Origin of the sequence: Anoxybacillus thermarum, assembly GCF_000836725.1 — a bacterium.
Taxonomy (GTDB): Bacteria; Bacillota; Bacilli; order Bacillales; family Anoxybacillaceae; genus Anoxybacillus; species Anoxybacillus thermarum.
Genome location: NZ_JXTH01000058.1, coordinates 1 through 15,873, shown reverse-complemented (window position 1 = coordinate 15,873; position 15,873 = coordinate 1). Strand labels below are relative to the sequence as shown.

At 42.6% G+C, this 15,873-nt stretch carries 20 protein-coding genes and 2 pseudogenes; 10 read left to right on the top strand and 12 right to left on the bottom strand.

The annotated features are described in order from the left end of the window. From LH47_RS15415 to LH47_RS11955, 5 genes and pseudogenes are all read left to right on the top strand, one after another. A pseudogene (locus tag LH47_RS15415) lies at positions 1 to 144 on the top strand (UPF0236 family protein); the annotation flags it as partial. A gap of 227 nt (positions 145 to 371) precedes the next feature. Then, positions 372 to 1,331, top strand: coding sequence for a hypothetical protein (locus tag LH47_RS11970; protein ID WP_043967829.1), 960 nt, complete (start codon positions 372 to 374; stop codon positions 1,329 to 1,331). A gap of 13 nt (positions 1,332 to 1,344) precedes the next feature. Then, positions 1,345 to 1,605, top strand: a complete 261-nt coding sequence (locus tag LH47_RS11965) for a hypothetical protein (protein WP_043967827.1) — start codon at positions 1,345 to 1,347, stop codon at positions 1,603 to 1,605. Positions 1,606 to 1,678: 73 nt separating this feature from the next. After that, positions 1,679 to 2,104, top strand: coding sequence for an Hsp20/alpha crystallin family protein (locus LH47_RS11960; RefSeq protein ID WP_043967826.1), 426 nt, complete (start codon positions 1,679 to 1,681; stop codon positions 2,102 to 2,104). 72 nt (positions 2,105 to 2,176) lie between these two features. Then, positions 2,177 to 2,965, top strand: a complete 789-nt coding sequence (locus LH47_RS11955) for an EcsC family protein (RefSeq protein ID WP_043967824.1) — start codon at positions 2,177 to 2,179, stop codon at positions 2,963 to 2,965. A 4-nt stretch (positions 2,966 to 2,969) separates the two neighbouring features. Here the strand turns inward: LH47_RS11955 and LH47_RS11950 are convergent, their stop codons facing one another. Further along, positions 2,970 to 4,622, bottom strand: coding sequence for a glycerol-3-phosphate dehydrogenase/oxidase (locus LH47_RS11950; RefSeq protein ID WP_043967822.1), 1,653 nt, complete (start codon positions 4,620 to 4,622; stop codon positions 2,970 to 2,972). Positions 4,623 to 4,735: 113 nt separating this feature from the next. Further along, positions 4,736 to 4,888, bottom strand: coding sequence for a hypothetical protein (locus LH47_RS16385; RefSeq protein ID WP_161792579.1), 153 nt, complete (start codon positions 4,886 to 4,888; stop codon positions 4,736 to 4,738). A 123-nt stretch (positions 4,889 to 5,011) separates the two neighbouring features. On the opposite strand from LH47_RS16385, the gene LH47_RS11945 reads away from it, so the two are divergent. Next, positions 5,012 to 5,434 (top strand): Hsp20 family protein, encoded by a 423-nt coding sequence (locus tag LH47_RS11945; RefSeq protein ID WP_043967821.1) that lies wholly within the window; start codon positions 5,012 to 5,014, stop codon positions 5,432 to 5,434. 19 nt (positions 5,435 to 5,453) lie between these two features. Here the strand turns inward: LH47_RS11945 and LH47_RS11940 are convergent, their stop codons facing one another. Further along, the gene (locus LH47_RS11940; protein ID WP_043967819.1) at positions 5,454 to 5,774 is read right to left on the bottom strand and encodes a YppG family protein; all 321 of its coding nucleotides are present in this window, start codon (positions 5,772 to 5,774) and stop codon (positions 5,454 to 5,456) included. 152 nt (positions 5,775 to 5,926) lie between these two features. Between LH47_RS11940 and LH47_RS11935 the strand changes: the two genes are divergently transcribed. Continuing rightward, positions 5,927 to 6,139, top strand: coding sequence for a YppF family protein (locus LH47_RS11935; RefSeq protein WP_043967817.1), 213 nt, complete (start codon positions 5,927 to 5,929; stop codon positions 6,137 to 6,139). A gap of 60 nt (positions 6,140 to 6,199) precedes the next feature. Further along, positions 6,200 to 6,367, top strand: a complete 168-nt coding sequence (locus LH47_RS16505; protein WP_167333784.1) for a hypothetical protein — start codon at positions 6,200 to 6,202, stop codon at positions 6,365 to 6,367. A gap of 22 nt (positions 6,368 to 6,389) precedes the next feature. Here LH47_RS16505 and LH47_RS11930 read toward each other — a convergent pair whose 3' ends face one another. Next, positions 6,390 to 6,593: a hypothetical protein gene (locus LH47_RS11930; RefSeq protein WP_009373629.1), complete on the bottom strand. Its 204-nt coding sequence runs from the start codon at positions 6,591 to 6,593 to the stop codon at positions 6,390 to 6,392. A 410-nt stretch (positions 6,594 to 7,003) separates the two neighbouring features. Here LH47_RS11930 and recU point away from each other — a divergent pair, with 410 nt between their 5' ends. Together recU and LH47_RS11920 are read left to right on the top strand one after the other, a co-directional pair. After that, positions 7,004 to 7,603 carry a Holliday junction resolvase RecU gene (gene recU / locus LH47_RS11925; protein ID WP_043967815.1) on the top strand — a complete coding sequence of 200 codons (600 nt, stop codon included), beginning with the start codon at positions 7,004 to 7,006 and terminating at the stop codon, positions 7,601 to 7,603. Between the two features lie 15 nt (positions 7,604 to 7,618). Continuing rightward, positions 7,619 to 10,180, top strand: a complete 2,562-nt coding sequence (locus LH47_RS11920) for a penicillin-binding protein 1A (protein WP_043967814.1) — start codon at positions 7,619 to 7,621, stop codon at positions 10,178 to 10,180. A gap of 20 nt (positions 10,181 to 10,200) precedes the next feature. Here LH47_RS11920 and LH47_RS11915 read toward each other — a convergent pair whose 3' ends face one another. The 8 genes and pseudogenes from LH47_RS11915 to LH47_RS15405 all read right to left on the bottom strand — a co-directional run. Beyond that, positions 10,201 to 10,692 carry a YpoC family protein gene (locus LH47_RS11915; protein ID WP_043967812.1) on the bottom strand — a complete coding sequence of 164 codons (492 nt, stop codon included), beginning with the start codon at positions 10,690 to 10,692 and terminating at the stop codon, positions 10,201 to 10,203. Beyond that, positions 10,693 to 11,343 (bottom strand): endonuclease III, encoded by a 651-nt coding sequence (gene nth, locus LH47_RS11910; RefSeq protein ID WP_043967810.1) that lies wholly within the window; start codon positions 11,341 to 11,343, stop codon positions 10,693 to 10,695. A 13-nt stretch (positions 11,344 to 11,356) separates the two neighbouring features. Beyond that, entirely contained in the window at positions 11,357 to 12,028 is a 672-nt protein-coding gene (locus LH47_RS11905; RefSeq protein WP_043967808.1) for a DnaD domain-containing protein, read from the bottom strand. Between the two features lie 67 nt (positions 12,029 to 12,095). Next, complete coding sequence (gene asnS, locus LH47_RS11900; protein WP_043967806.1) at positions 12,096 to 13,388, bottom strand: asparagine--tRNA ligase; 1,293 nt, start codon at positions 13,386 to 13,388, stop codon at positions 12,096 to 12,098. Between the two features lie 111 nt (positions 13,389 to 13,499). After that, positions 13,500 to 14,687, bottom strand: a complete 1,188-nt coding sequence (locus LH47_RS11895) for a pyridoxal phosphate-dependent aminotransferase (protein WP_043967804.1) — start codon at positions 14,685 to 14,687, stop codon at positions 13,500 to 13,502. Continuing rightward, the gene (locus LH47_RS11890; protein WP_043967801.1) at positions 14,684 to 15,172 is read right to left on the bottom strand and encodes a cell wall elongation regulator TseB-like domain-containing protein; all 489 of its coding nucleotides are present in this window, start codon (positions 15,170 to 15,172) and stop codon (positions 14,684 to 14,686) included. Before LH47_RS11890 ends, LH47_RS11895 begins: the two co-directional genes overlap by 4 nt. Positions 15,173 to 15,178: 6 nt before the next feature. Further along, positions 15,179 to 15,349, bottom strand: a complete 171-nt coding sequence (locus LH47_RS15410) for a YpmA family protein (protein WP_006319505.1) — start codon at positions 15,347 to 15,349, stop codon at positions 15,179 to 15,181. Positions 15,350 to 15,643: 294 nt separating this feature from the next. Then, positions 15,644 to 15,873 (bottom strand): annotated as a pseudogene (locus LH47_RS15405) (UPF0236 family protein); the annotation flags it as partial.

The following is a 15,873-nucleotide window of genomic DNA, read 5'->3' as shown; positions in this document are numbered from 1 at the left end:
TCCAAGCGGGTTGAACAGGCCAAACGGAAGGCAGGACGGTTGTGGGCAGATGTGGTGCGTCAGAATCTACCGTGTCTGCAGCGGTCATCCGGGACGCCGATCCATCAAGCGTTGTCGGCGCTTCGGGATTTTGGTTGGGTGTAAAAAAATGGAATACAATATCATCACTTCAAGATGAGGGATGAGAGTCCAAAAGCGCTTACGATATCAATTCCTGAAAATGGTTCGCTAACTAGTGATTGACAACACCCGTAGTGAACCGAAAAAATGTTCTCCACAAAGTCTTGACTGACTCATATAGAAAGGAATACTTGCATGAAACGTAAAACTATACGACAATAAAAGTAAAAACAATTAAAGGAGCGAAACAAATGAAACAACGATCGAAGCTATTCATTTGTGGGGTTGCTGTCGCTACATTGCTTTCCGCATGTAACGAACAAACGACAGCGCCAGCGAAACAGCCTGTCGAACATAAACAACAAGCAAAAGAGCAAAAACCGCTTGATTTTACACTCGTTGAAAGCACAAATCAACCGTTTACGATTTCATTATTACCAAAATTCACCTTAGAAGCTGAGGAACCGGGAAAAGATGTCGTGATGCATGAAAGTGAACAAGACCAATGGATGCGCATTGAGCTGTTGCCGAAAGAAGCGAAAGATCAAATGGAAATGTACGCTAAAGAACGAGCAATGGCCGTCTCTGAAAAAGCAACACCGTTTGAAGGCCAACTCCCTTTTGAAGATGCGATCGTATACGAAGCCTCTGTCGACAACGATGTCGTTTATATCGTTGGTGTGACGGAAGATGAACCAATGTTTTTAACCGTTTTTACAAAAAAAGAAGATAACTGGCTGAATACGTTTATGACGATGGCCAAAACGATTGAACGGACGGAAACGAGCGAACAACCGCAACAATCATTTTTCACATATAAAAGTAGCAATCAGCCGTTTCAAGCAAATATTTTAAACGGCTATATGGCGGAAGCAGTCGAGCCAGGGAAAGATATGATTTTTCTTGATGAAGAAAAAGCGTCGATGACTGTTGAACTCATTGATGAAGGGGCAGACTGGTCGCTCATTGCCGAACAAGCCGAACAATATGTGAAAGCAAGCAACAAAGATGGAACAGTTGAAAAAATGGCGTGGACAAAAGGAACACGTTTAAACGGTGCAGACGTATATAAAAGCGCCATTGAAGATGGCGAAGTATACGTGTTTGTCGTAAAAAATGGAACGCCGATGCGGCTGACGATTTTTGTACAACAAGAAAATGAACTAGATCCTTTTTTACAAATGGCAGAAACGATTGAACGGATTGATTGAGGGAGGGGTTAGTTTGGAGCTATTAGACGCATATCGATCATTATGGTCAAACCGTGCGTTGCCTGTCGGGGAAAACGAGGCGGAAGATGTGCTGCTCGATGCTATTCAGCGCGATTTATTAGATGAAATGACACATCCGCGCTTAAGAAAATCGCCTTATGAAAAATTTTCATTAGCCGTGAAGCGAATTGCCACATCATCGCTTGATGCCAAACATCAATACGAGCTCGTTCGTTTATACGTGCAACAGATGGAAAACTTGCCTTCTCGCTGAGGCAAGTTTTTTTGCATAACATTGTTCAATTTGCGCAAAATACGTATCGAATATGATGCGAGGAGGCTTGACGATGGATCCATTTCGTTCGTTAGATGTGATGCGCAGAGATGTAGAACGTATGTTTTCTAACTTCCCTTCCTTTTTATCGCATATGGATGATATGTTTCGTATGCCGCGCGTTGATGTGCATGAAAATGATAAAGAAATGATTGTCACGTGCGACATCCCGGGACTAGAACGAAAAGAAGATGTCGACATTCATATCGACGATCAAACATTATCGATTAGCGGTCAAGTGCGGCGACAACATGATGTAAAAGATGAACATATGCATCGACAAGAGCGGTTTTACGGACGATTTTATCGCACGATTCCACTTCCTTCCCATGCTGCACATGAAAACGTACAAGCATCATATAAAAACGGTGTACTTGAAATTCGCATTCCGAAAACACAATCAGATGGAAAAAAACGAATTGACGTACAATTTCACTAACACCGGCACAATTGCCGGTGTTTTTTGAAACTTCTCGTGTTTTCATTCGTATGTATCGGTGAGGTGAACGAAATGGATCATCAATCGTTTTTAATAGAACAGCTCCATCACATTGAGGAATGGGAAAAAGAACAAAAGCGTATATGGTTTTGGGAAAAAATGAGCCGTTTACCGTTTATTTTACTTGATCGACTCACGCCCGCATGGATACATAAAAAAATGGCGCAATTGCTTGATGAGCTCGGACAATATATTCAAACAGGTGGACAATATCTCGTAAATAAAGAAACTGTTTTATCCTCTTTTTATGGGGAGATCACGTTAGACGATGTTCGCTCGATTCCTTTACAAAAGATGAATGAAGCGTGCGAAACACTTGTTGCTAAACGCAAAACGTTTGCGACATATCAAGGGGCTACGACAGGATTTGGCGGTGCGTTTACGTTGTTTCTTGATGTGGTTGTCGTTCTCGGAACCGCTTTAAAAACGTTGCAAGAAATTGCAATGATCTATGGATTTGATCCACACGAGAAAGAAGAACGATTATTTATCGTCAAATGTTTACAATTTGCGCTTGCTGATGTCGTTGGAAAACAAGCCATTTTAAACGAATGGTCGATGAAAAATGAGCGACAAATGATGTCTCAACTGCAAGGTTGGCGGGAAATCATTTGGGCATTTCGCGATCAATACGGCTGGAAAAAACTATTTCAAGCTATTCCCATTGTCGGGATGTTATTCGGAGCGTGGACAAACCAAACAATGATTGCTGATATTGCTGAAGTTGGTTCCATGTTTTATCGTAAACGGCGCATTATAGAAAAATTGAAAGAAATAGAAAAGGCGGAAGATCCCGCCTAGCGCTCTAACGTTGTGCTTCATTGCTCGGAATAACGGCATCATGAAGCGCAACGTTTACTTGCTGTTCGTATTTATTTCGCTCCTCTTCTGTCCAATGAAAATACGATTGCATCAACGTAACGACTGCTTCTTTTAACTGACGAACCGCATGAATGTCAAAAAAGAGCGCGCCGGTACGCCGAATGAAAAAGTCGAGCGGTGTTACCGTCATTTCGCATTCAAGCGCATATAGGCACATCACATACCAATCAATAGGAAGAGCTATTTCCTTTCGATTGTATGTGCTAGCAAAAGCGAATAAACGATCGACATTCGTGCCGTATCGCTGCACGAGCCGTTTTGCTTGTTGTTCCGTCAAGCCGCAACCCATTCCTTCAGCTATTTTTTCACACATAAACGTATGCCATCGGCTCGCACCACCAACGTCCCCACCAGAAATCGGCAAATGTTTCGTTTGACACGGTGGATACGTCCCACCTAGCTGTTTAGCGATCAAGTCAACAACAGTTTCAGCCATTTTGCGATAGCCTGTTAACTTTCCCCCTGCAATCGTAATCAGACCAGATGGAGATTGCCAAACTTCATCTTTCCGGGAAATTTCAGATGGATCTTTTCCTTCCTCATAAATGAGTGGACGCAATCCAGCCCAACTTGATTCAATATGTTGTTCCTTCAAATGAACGGACGGGAACATGTATCGAATGGCACGCAGTAAATAGTCGCGGTCATCGCTTGTCATTTTCGGATGGACGCGATCTCCGTCATAAAACGTATCTGTCGTGCCGACGTACGTCTTCCCTTCGCGCGGAATAGCAAACACCATGCGACCGTCAGGCGTATCAAAATATACCGCTTGCTTAAGCGGGAAATGTGCTTGATCAACGACAATGTGCACCCCTTTTGTTAAGCGTAATTTTTTTCCGACGTGTGAGCCGTCTTTTTCACGTAATATATCGACCCATGGCCCTGCCGCATTGACAATTTTTTTCGCATATATCGTAAACGTTTTCGCTGTCGTTTGCTCGCGACATGTCACCCCATTGATTCGCCCATTTTCATCGTACAAAAACGATTCTGCTTTTACATAATTGACTGCGTGAGCTCCGCATTCCACCGCTTTTTTTATCACTTCAATCGTCAATCGTGCATCATCTGTCCGGTATTCAACGTAATAACCGCCGCCAAGCAATCCGTCTTGTTTAATTAACGGCTCTTTTTGCAACGTTTCATATGGTGATAACATCGTTCGCCGTTCCTTTTTTTTGACGCGCGCTAAATGATCATACACCCATAACCCGATAGACGTACTCCATTTTCCGAACGTGCCACCACGATGAATCGGCAATAACATCCATTCTGGTGTCGTGACATGCGGTCCGTTTTCATACACAATAGCCCGCTCTTTCCCGACTTCTGCGACCATTTTTACTTCGAGCTGTTTTAAATAACGTAATCCCCCATGAACGAGTTTCGTCGAACGGCTTGACGTGCCGGCCGCAAAATCTTGCATCTCAATGAGCGCTGTTTTCATTCCGCGCGTCGTTGCGTCGAGCGCGATGCCACAACCGGTAATGCCTCCGCCAATCACAAGCACATCATACGTCGTTTTACTCATTTCCTCGATTATTTCCATTCGTTGTTTCGCTGAAAACATCATCATTCCCCCTATAAAAATAAAAAGAGACCAAAACAAGCACAATAAGCTTTACTTATTATGCATGTATGGTCTCTCTTCGTCTCTTGACATATATGAACTTTAGTTTCATTGTATCATATATGTGGAAAAAGGCAACTATTTTGCACGAAAAGCCATTTGATCGCTGAACGCGGCTTACATAAGCTAATGTTGATTCCTTTTTCTTTATATTTGTTTACGATATGTTTGACGTTTGACCGCTCGTTTTTCTCTCGTTTTCTTTGCATACGCTCTCTTCCTTTCTCATCTCTTTCACATATTTACGATTCATAACATAAAAAGTTTCGCGAACAATTTATTTTTTCCTGCATATATTACGAACAAACGTATGTCATAAGGAGTGAATATGTATGAAAAAAGATTTGTCCCATATGCTCGACTCGTTTTTTGATGATCGTTCATTAAAAAAATTGTTGTATACGCTTGATGAATATGTTCATCGCACGTTCTCGCCAATCTACATCCCAATCGATGTACGCGAAACAAAAGAACAATATATCATCATCGCCCATCTTCCAAATGTGAAACGTGAGAACGTTCATTTACAGTTTATAGACGACACACGTCTATTGTTGTCGGTCGTTTACGATGAACAGACGGAAACGATTGATGATGAAAAGAAGATGATTCATCGTCAGCGAACGTATGAACGCGCGACAAAATCTATTTTTCTCCCTTATCCTGTTCGTGAATCAGACATTCAAGCGTCACTTCAAGACGGAAAACTTATCATTCGCCTTCCACAAAAGAAAACATTTATTCCAATTGAATAAACGATAAAAAACGCAAACGTTACATTTTAAACGTTTGCGTTAATCCTTTTACGAGTCCGCTCATTTGATTCATGACTTGCACCGCCTGCCCCATCGTATTCATCATTTTTGTAATATCGTACGTTCCTTCTTTCGTTTTAAACTGCTCAAGCAAGCTTGGCGGCTTTGCAGGAGCGAATGGAGACATGGGTGGAACGAACGGAGAGGCAGGCGGTGTAACAAATGGAGACATGGGCGGAACGACTGATGGAACAGGAAACGAAGCCGGTTGAGAATAATATGGATGATAATGAACAGGTACCATATGTGGCATTTGCATCGTAGACCATGGCTGGTACATCTTTTCTCTCCCCTTTCACTACATCGTATTCGTTTTTCGCAAAATGGTTCATGACTAATTGTGTCAATCTATGTCGGAATTCTCAATTTTTTGAATTTAACACGTCGTCTTTTTTTATGTTATGATAAGTGCAAAAGGGGGAGGGAATAATTATGACAATTATTGAATTAAAAAACAAATTTATTGCGACAAAACAATATGAGCCGATCGATGCAAACGAGCTACTTGACTTTGCGCGTCAACTTTATTTGCGCAATGAATTGCCGCTTGGCGTATACCGCCATCTTGTGCGCGATTTAGAAGCGCTTGGGGCTTACAAACCTGACGATGAGCGTATTAAACAATATTCCGGAAGCGCTGAATGATTTGTCCCCTCTTGTGCCATGCTAAGTGGGACGCTAGCATGGAAAAGGAGGCGGATGAAAATGGGGCGTGGTGTTCATTTTCACCATAAGAAAAAAGGGCGTGAAAACGAGAAGCCAAAACATGGCGAACATGTCGCACCGAAGCAACGTGAAGTTGTCGACTATGCCATTGACACAGTAGGAAGCGAAACGCATCGCCCGGTGACAATTGAACGTGTAAAAGAATAAAGGTGGCCAACGTGCCACCTTTTTATATCGCCGGAGCGAACATATACGTCTCTTTTTTTTCGATTTGTTGTTCAATGTTGTCGAGTTGGCGTTCGATGTCTTGTAAGCTGTCTTGTTGCATATCGTAATGTGTATCCATTTGCTCAGTCGTACGCTCTTTTAATTTTTTTTCTAATTGCTCAATGTCATCAAACAATTGTTGTAATTGCATTTGAATATGTTCCATCCTCCAACTCCCCTTTCGCCCTTTGCCATACACATTCGCTATCCATCTCCTCGTCCCTTCTTGATTGACAAAACTAGAAGAAATTCGGCAAACAAAGTCGTACACGTACAAAATTCGACAATTGCATTCGTATGTTTTTTACATGATCGGTCAAAATAAAAGGACGAAAGGAGGAATTCAAATGGCAAAAAAAGAGCAAAAGAAAAAACAAAAGCCGAAGCAAGAAGAAACAACAGGATTTGGTGACAAAAAACTAGAAGGTCCAGACCGCCCTTCTACATAAAATCGAAAAATATCCAAAGTCATGTTTTAGAAAAAGCGAGTATGTTTGCTCGCTTTTTCTAATTTTCGGGCAAATGACGAACAGACAAAACATATGGTATAATGTTGAACATTCAAGGGGGGATGATATGTTTAAATATCCGAATGGGCGAGCATATGAAAAAAAAGAAAATGAACGCACATGGCATACTCGTGCTTCTGATACGTATGGAAATCGCGGAATGACGCTAGAGGCGGATTTAAACGAAACAAACGCCTATTATTTAGCTCAAGGCATTGCCGTCATTCATAAAAAACCGACGCCGGTGCAAATCGTTCGGGTCGATTACCCGAAACGAAGTGCGGCGGTCATTAAAGAAGCGTATTTTAAACAACCGTCAACGACGGACTATAACGGTGTATACCGTGGGAAATATGTTGATTTTGAAGCCAAAGAAACGAGGAATCGTACGTCGTTCCCGCTTCAAAATTTTCATGAACATCAAATTGAGCATATGAAACAAGTACTAGCCCACGGAGCGATTTGCTTCGTGATTTTGCGTTTTACAACACTCGATGAAACGTATTTATTCGATGCGCATCACCTCCTTGAATATTGGGAGCGAAAGCAACAAGGTGGACGCAAATCAATCACAAAGGCGGAAGTAGAACGGCACGGCCATCTCATTCCGCTTGGCTATCACCCACGAATCGATTATATTCAAATTGTGGACAAACTATATTTTTAGAATAGGAGGAACGATATGGCGAATTATCGTTCACGGACAGAACGAAAACAAGTAGAACAAAAAAAACAACGTCCGCGAGAGCGAGGGCGTTCGATAATGAAAAAAATTGTGCTCATCATGTTGCTCATCATGACCATCGGCATGTTTTCTGGTGTAGCTGCATTTGCTTGGATGATTAAAGATGCACCGCCGCTCGATGAAACGCTGTTGCGCGATCCTTTAGCCTCGATCGTGTACGACGTAAATGGGAAAAAAGTAACAGAGCTCGGTCAACAAAAGCGCATTTACGTATCGTATAACGATATTCCAAAAGTGCTTGAGAACGCGGTGCTTGCGACAGAAGATGCGCGCTTTTACGAACATCACGGTTTTGATATTGTCCGCTTTTTCGGCGCCGTTTTAGCAAACATTCGCGAAGGATTTGGCGCTGAAGGTGGAAGCACGATTACACAACAAGTCGTCAAACTTTCTTTTTTAACACCTGAAAAAACGTTAAAACGAAAAGTGCAAGAGCTATGGCTTGCCATTCGGCTTGAACAAAAATACTCTAAACACGAAATTTTAGAAATGTATTTAAACAAAATTTATTACTCAAATCGGGCATACGGTGTCGCAAAAGCGGCGGAAACGTACTTTGGCAAAAGTGATTTATCGCAATTAACGCTTCCGGAAGCGGCATTGCTCGCCGGCATTCCACAAAGCCCGAACAACTACAATCCGTTTACGCATCCAGAAGCAGCGGAAAAGCGTCGAAATACAGTATTGTCGCTAATGGTGAAACATGGTTTTATTTCAAAAGAAGAAGCTGAAGCGGCGAAAAAAATACCTGTTCAATCGCTGTTAACAGAAAATAAACAACAAAGCGATATCCCATACGATTCCTTTATTGATCAAGTGATCGATGAAGTGACAGAAAAAACAGGTCTTGATGTATTTACTGCCGGACTGCAAATTTATACAACATTAGATCCGAACGCCCAATCATATGTGGAAGATTTGTTGAACTCGGACGAAGTCATTCGTACAAATAAAGCTGATTTTCAAGCTGGTATTGCGGTCGTAGATACGAAAACAGGCGAAATTCGGGCGCTTGGCGGCGGACGGAAAAAAGAAGAAGGTGTTACGTTCGGATTTAACTATGCAACCGATACACGAAAACAGCCAGGTTCAACCATTAAACCGATCGTCGATTACGGCCCAGCGATTGAATATTTAAAATGGTCAACGTATCATCAATTAAAAGATGAACCGTATCAATATTCTGATGGAACGCCAATTAAAAACTGGGACGGCAAATATGAAGGGGAAATGTCGATGCGGACTGCCCTTGCTCGTTCTCGTAACATTCCGGCGTTAAAAGCGCTTCAAGAAGTTGGATTAGAGCGAGCAAAGGAGTTTGCGAACAAGCTTGGCATGGGCTTTGAAGAAATGCATGAAGCGTATGCCGTTGGCGGCGTCGGAAAAGGTGTCTCCCCCCTTCAAATGGCTGGGGCATATAGCGCATTCGGAAACGGTGGTATTTTTATTGAACCGCATGCGGTGAAAAAAGTTGTATTCCCAGATGGAACAGAAATGGATCTCCGTCCAGAGCCGAAAGTAGCGATGAAAGATTATACGGCGTTTATGATTACCGATATGTTAAAAACGGTCGTTCAATCTGGAACAGGAACAGCAGCAAACGTACCAGGGCTTTATGTTGCCGGAAAAACAGGAACGACGAACTACGATGAAAAAGACCGCCGCAAGTATGGTCTACAAAGAGGGGCTGTGCCTGACAGCTGGTTTGTCGGTTATACGCCAAACTATACGGCTGCCATTTGGACCGGTTTTAGTAAAAAAAGTAGCGAAGCGTATTTATCGAAGCCTGAACAACAATATGCAAAACAGTTGTTTAAACGCGTCATTTCGCATATTGACGACGGCAGTAGTAGCGATTTTAAACAGCCGAAAAGCGTTGTGAAACTAGCGGTGAAAAAAGGAACGAATCCGCCAAAACTCGCAAGCGAACATACGCCGAAAAGTGAAATTACGTACGAATATTTCGTTCGCGGTTATGAAGAACCGACAGAAGTGGCTGAAGATGAACCAGAAGTGATTGAACCAGTCAAAGACTTACAAGCGCAATACGATCCAGCAACACAAACGATTTCGTTAGCCTGGTCATATACGATCGATCCAGAAAAAGATGTATCATTTGAAGTACGGCAAACAGTAGACGGTCGCACACCAACCGTCATCGCAAAAACAAAAGATTCACAGCTAACTGTCGATGCGAAAGAAGGCTCCGTATATTTGTTTGAAGTATACGTCGTGACAGCTGACGGTACACAAAGCGCGCCAGCGACAGCGCTTGTGCAAATTCCAAAAGAAGAACCGCAACAGCCGAATGAAAATGAATCGCCAGGACAGTCGGGAAACGAAGAAACCCCGGAGACGCCAACAAATCCGGAAAATCCAACAAATCCAAGCACGCCAACGGATCCGGACGAACCAGACAATCCGAATAACAATTCATCCGAAACAGACGACCAACAAGATAACGGAAATAATAACGAAACGACCGATCGCCAATCATAAAAAGGAGACTGAGCGCATACTCAGTCTCTTTTTTGTTGAACCATTTGTTTATAAAACAGTTTGGCAAGCTCGATAAATAATTCATCTAACTGAACAAACGAATGATGAAGAGCAGGACGAGCGAAAATAAAAGAAAGACGATCGATGACATTTAACGGGCGAAGCGAAAGCGATTGGACTTCCTCTTCCCAGCAGCATATGTTTCCTATTGGGCGTTCGTTCAGCCAATATAGTGCGCATAAAAAATAGCTTATCCCCCGAATGATCCCGTCTTTTGCTTGTTTCGCTTGACGTTTTGCAAACAACGGGGCAAGCTCACGTTTTTCTTCTTCCCAAAGCTGAAATACGGCAGGAAGCGCGCATTCTTTTTGTTGCCATGGCTTTTCTTCATTTGTCATATCATAATAAAACGGCACATGCTTCATCATCATCGGAAACGGCTGAAGCACCTCGATATCGATCGTATCGGTCGCAAAAAAGAGCGGATGTTGAAACGTTTTTGGAACGATCATTTACATCTTTCCTTTCATCCGTTTTTTTCCTTCACGACAAAGATGAAGAAGTGGACATGCGTCGCATTTAGGAGATTGCGCTTTGCAATGATAGCGCCCAAAAAAAATAAGGCGATGATGGGTCATCGACCATTCTTCTTTCGGAATTTTACGCATTAATGTTTCTTCTACTTCTAACACCGAATCTTTCCAGCGGCAAATGCCGAGCCGTTTGCTTACCCGTTCAACATGCGTATCCACAGCAATGGCAGGGACACCGAAGGCAACAGATACGACAACGTTCGCTGTTTTACGCCCAACGCCAGGAAGCTTCATTAATTCATCGCGGCTTTGCGGCACGTTTCCGCCATATTGTTCAATTAATATCCGACATAATTGCTGGATGTTTTTCGCTTTATTCCGATATAGACCGATCGAACGAATATCTTGCTGCAACTCCTCTAATGAAACAGACACGTAATCTTCTGGTGTTTTATATTTTTCAAATAATTGCTTCGTCACTTTATTGACGAGCGCATCCGTACATTGCGCCGATAAAACGACGGCGATTAACAGCTCAAACGGGTTGCGATGAATAAGCTCACAATGCGCGTTTGGAAACATATTTGCGATCTCGTCCAAACAGTAGCGAATTTGTTGTTTTGTTAGCATGTAACCATCCTTTCTACGACTGTTCAAGCCAATTATAAATCGGAACGGTTGGTTTATATGATTGTTCTTGCTTTCCTTGGTTTTTGCGAAACTTTTTTGCATGTTGTTGCGCTTGTTCAATTGTTTTAATGCCGTTCTTTTTCCATTCAAATAAAATCCGATCAATATAACGGAAATTTAGTTTTCCAGATAATACAGCTTCTCGTAGGGCCGCTTTAATGATCGTCGGATCATGCTCGTCTTGATCCATCCACATCGCTAACGTTTCACACTCCATCGGTGAAAGCGGACGACCAAACTCATGCTCGAAAACGGTGTACAATTGTTCTTCTTGTTCTTCTTCTTGTTTTTGTCCTTGAAAAACGGTGCGAATGAGCTTTTCCCAAAGCGGATCAAGCGAATAACATTCACTTCGAATATAGTTATCCATCTGTTCTTCAATGGCTAAAAACCCTTTTTGAACGAGCTTTCTTAATTGTTGCATGCACATTTCTGGAGAAATCGTCATTCGAGCCGCGATTTCATCCGGTGTTGGAAACGAAATGCCTTGCTCAAGAAACGAATGAATGTGTAAAAGGAGCATAAATTCTGTTTCATTTAATCCAAGCTTCTTATAGTTCGTTAACAACAATCGTGGGATGGCAATGCTTCCTGTACGGAAAAAACGAATCATTTCATTATTCATATCAAACACCTCACGCCCTATTATACCATAAAACAAATCCCCCATGTGAGTACGGGGGATTTGTTCATTATGGATATAAACGATTTAATAAACGCGGGAATGGAATCGTTTCACGAACGTGTTCGACGCCGCAAATCCACGCGATTGTCCGCTCAAGACCTAATCCGAAACCAGAATGAGGCACAGAACCGTATTGACGAAGCTCTAAATACCATTTGTATGCATCAAGCGACAGTTGATGTTCTTCTAACCGTTGCTTTAATAAGTCGTAGTCGTGAATGCGCTCCGAACCGCCGATAATTTCGCCGTATCCTTCTGGAGCAATTAAATCGGCGCAAAGAACAACTTCAGGACGCTTCGGATCCGGCTGCATGTAAAACGGCTTTAATGTCGTTGGATAATGTGTAATAAATACAGGTTTATCAAAACTTTCGGCAATCGCTGTTTCATGTGGAGCACCGAAGTCATCACCCCATTGAATGTCGTCAAACCCTTTTTCATGAAGAAGCTGAATTGCCTCATCATACGTAATGCGGGCAAATGGCGGCTTTACATTTTCTAATTTAGACGTATCACGACCGAGCGTGTTTAGCTCTAGCTGACAATTTTTCAACACCGACTGTACAATATGGGATACGTATTGTTCTTGTACTTGTAAGTTGTCTTCAAACTGATAAAACGCCATTTCCGGCTCGATCATCCAAAACTCGATTAAATGGCGACGCGTTTTTGATTTTTCGGCACGAAACGTCGGACCGAACGAAAATACTTTGCCGAGCGCCATCGCTGCTGCTTCCATATACAGCTGGCCACTTTGAGAAAGGTATGCATCTTCATCAAAATATTTCGTATGGAACAATTCGGTCGTTCCTTCTGGCGCACTTCCTGTTAAAATGGGTGGATCGACTTTGACAAAGCCATTTTCATTGAAAAATTCATACGTTGCACGAATGACTTCGTTGCGAATTTTCATAATCGCGTGTTGACGTTTCGAACGAAGCCATAAATGACGGTGATCCATTAAAAACTCGATCCCATGTTCTTTTGGTGTAATCGGATAATCAACAGCCATATGAATGAGTTCAATATTTGTGACAGAAAGCTCGTATCCGAACGGCGAACGTGCATCTTCACGCACAACACCTGTCACATAGAGCGAACTTTCTTGCGTCATGCTTTTTGCCGCTTGAAAGACGTCTTCGCTCACTTGCGCTTTTTCCACAACTCCTTGAATAAAGCCTGTGCCATCGCGCAATTGTAAAAAGGCAATCTTTCCGCTTGACCGTTTGTTCGCAAGCCAAGCCCCAATCGTTACTTCTTGACCTACATATTTATGTACTTCTGCAATCGTCGTTTTCACAAAAAGTCCCTCCAAAGACGTTCAACTAGTATGTACATCATCAATATTATACATTTCGACAAAAAAACGCAAGATCATCTCACGTTCAGAAGAAAAGGCTAGTCACATCGACTAGCCGCGCGTCTTTTCACTAATAAACGTTTCAATACGATCGAGTGCTTTATGCAGAAGATCAAGCGATGTCGCATATGATAAACGCACGTTATTTGGCGCACCGAAACCTGAACCTGGCACGAGCGCCACTTTCGCTTCTTCAAGCAACGCTTCGACAAACGCATCGACATTTTCATATCCGGTCATTGTCGCCGCTTCTTTTGCATTCGGGAACAAGTAAAATGCTCCTTGTGGTTTCACGCAAGAAAACCCTGGAATTTGAACGAGACGATCATAAATAATGTTCAAACGTTGTTCAAACGCTTGACGCATATGTTCGACTGGCTCTTGTGACCCGCTATACGCGGCAATCGCTGCATATTGGGCAATCGATGTTGGATTCGATGTGCTATGGCTTGCTAAGTCTGTCATCGCACGAATGATGTCGGCATCGCCTGCTGCATAGCCAATTCGCCATCCTGTCATTGAATGTGATTTGGACACGCCGTTAATAATGATCGTTTGTTTTTTCAATTCCGGTGAAAGTTGCGCAATTGAAACGTGTTCATGTCCACCGTAAACGAGCTTTTCATAAATTTCATCAGAAACGATGAGAATGTCGTGGGCTAAGCATACTTCACCAAGCGCCTGTAGCTCTTCTTTCGTATAAATGACGCCCGTTGGATTGCTTGGCGAGTTAATAATAACCGCCTTTGTCCGATTTGTTATTGCCTGTTTTAGCTGCTCCGGTGTAATTTTGAACTCGTTTTCTTCAAGCCCTTCCACGTAAACAGGGACGCCACCTGCTAGTTTTACTTGCTCTGGATAACTAACCCAATACGGCGTCGGAATAATGACTTCATCGCCTTCGTCTAAAATAACTTGAAATAGCGTATAAAGCGCATGTTTTGCTCCGACACATACGATAATTTCCGACGGTTTATAATCGAGCTGTTGATCTTGTTGAAATTTTTTTATAATCTCTTGTTTTAATGTTGCTAATCCACCGGATGGCGTATATTTTGTATGTCCGTCGTACATCGCTTTTACAGCGGCTTCCATAATATGTTGAGGCGTATTAAAATCTGGTTCCCCGGCACCAAGCCCAATGACATCATGCCCTGCTGCTTTTAATTCTTTTGCTTTTGCCGTAATGGCAAGCGTTGATGATGGCGTTAATGCGGCGACGCGTTTCGCTAATTTCATACATCCTTCCCCCTCGTCAAATGATATCTTTTCAAAAAGGCCCCGTCTTCAAAGCGAGCGTAATAAAACGAGTAACGGTTTTGTTCGTCAATATACGTAATTTCCCAAAGCGGGATCCCTTTTTCCATTCCTAATTTTACGGAAATGACTGTTTTTGGACGATACGGCTTAACGGAAGATAACGCTTGTTGTTTCGTCAGTCCTTCTGAAGCCCGATGCATCGCAGCCACTTTCCCTTTTTCTGTCACCCATACGATCCATTGTTCACCTTCATCATCTTTCCCTGTCACAATGACGTATACATCATTTCCTCGATACGTATATACGTCAGTCACTTGAACAATTCCTTTTTTCTCGGCTTGTTTCACCGCACGTTGTTCGCTCTCGTTTTTAAACGATACCGCCTCACTATATGCATGAATGTAGAGCGATAACGCAGCGAACAAAACGCACGCGAAAGCAATGATTATTTTTTTCACCATCATCCCTTCTTACGTTCGATAAATCGTAAACACGGCCTTTTCTTTATTTTCTTCATCAAGCGCGAGCCCGAACATTAAGTCTTTTTCTTTTAACGTCCGGTTTAAACAATCGACAATTTTGTATAAATCTGATGAGTATTCAACTTTTACAGTAGCTAACACTTCTATTTTACTTTCCACGACCCGATCCTCCATGTGCACAAATTTTGTTACTTATATCGTTCATCACGAACGGAAACAATACAACTACACACCGATTTTAGTGTATAAACATCTTCATTGTAGCAACGGTTTCCTACATTGGTCAATTTGAAATAAAAAATTGAGTCAGTCAAGACTTTGTGGAGAACATTTTTTCGGTTCACTACGGGTGTTGTCAATCACTAGTTAGCGAACCATTTTCAGGAATTGATATCGTAAGCGCTTTTGGACTCTCATCCCTCATCTTGAAGTGATGATATTGTATTCCATTTTTTACACCCAACCAAAATCCCGAAGCGCCGACAACGCTTGATGGATCGGCGTCCCGGATGACCGCTGCAGACACGGTAGATTCTGACGCACCACATCTGCCCACAACCGTCCTGCCTTCCGTTTGGCCTGTTCAACCCGCTTGGACTTCGTCGAGGCCGAGGCTGCCGTTCGGGTCTCTTCTTCCTCCACCAACTGCCCATTTCTCCGCCAAATCCCGTCGATTCGGGCTG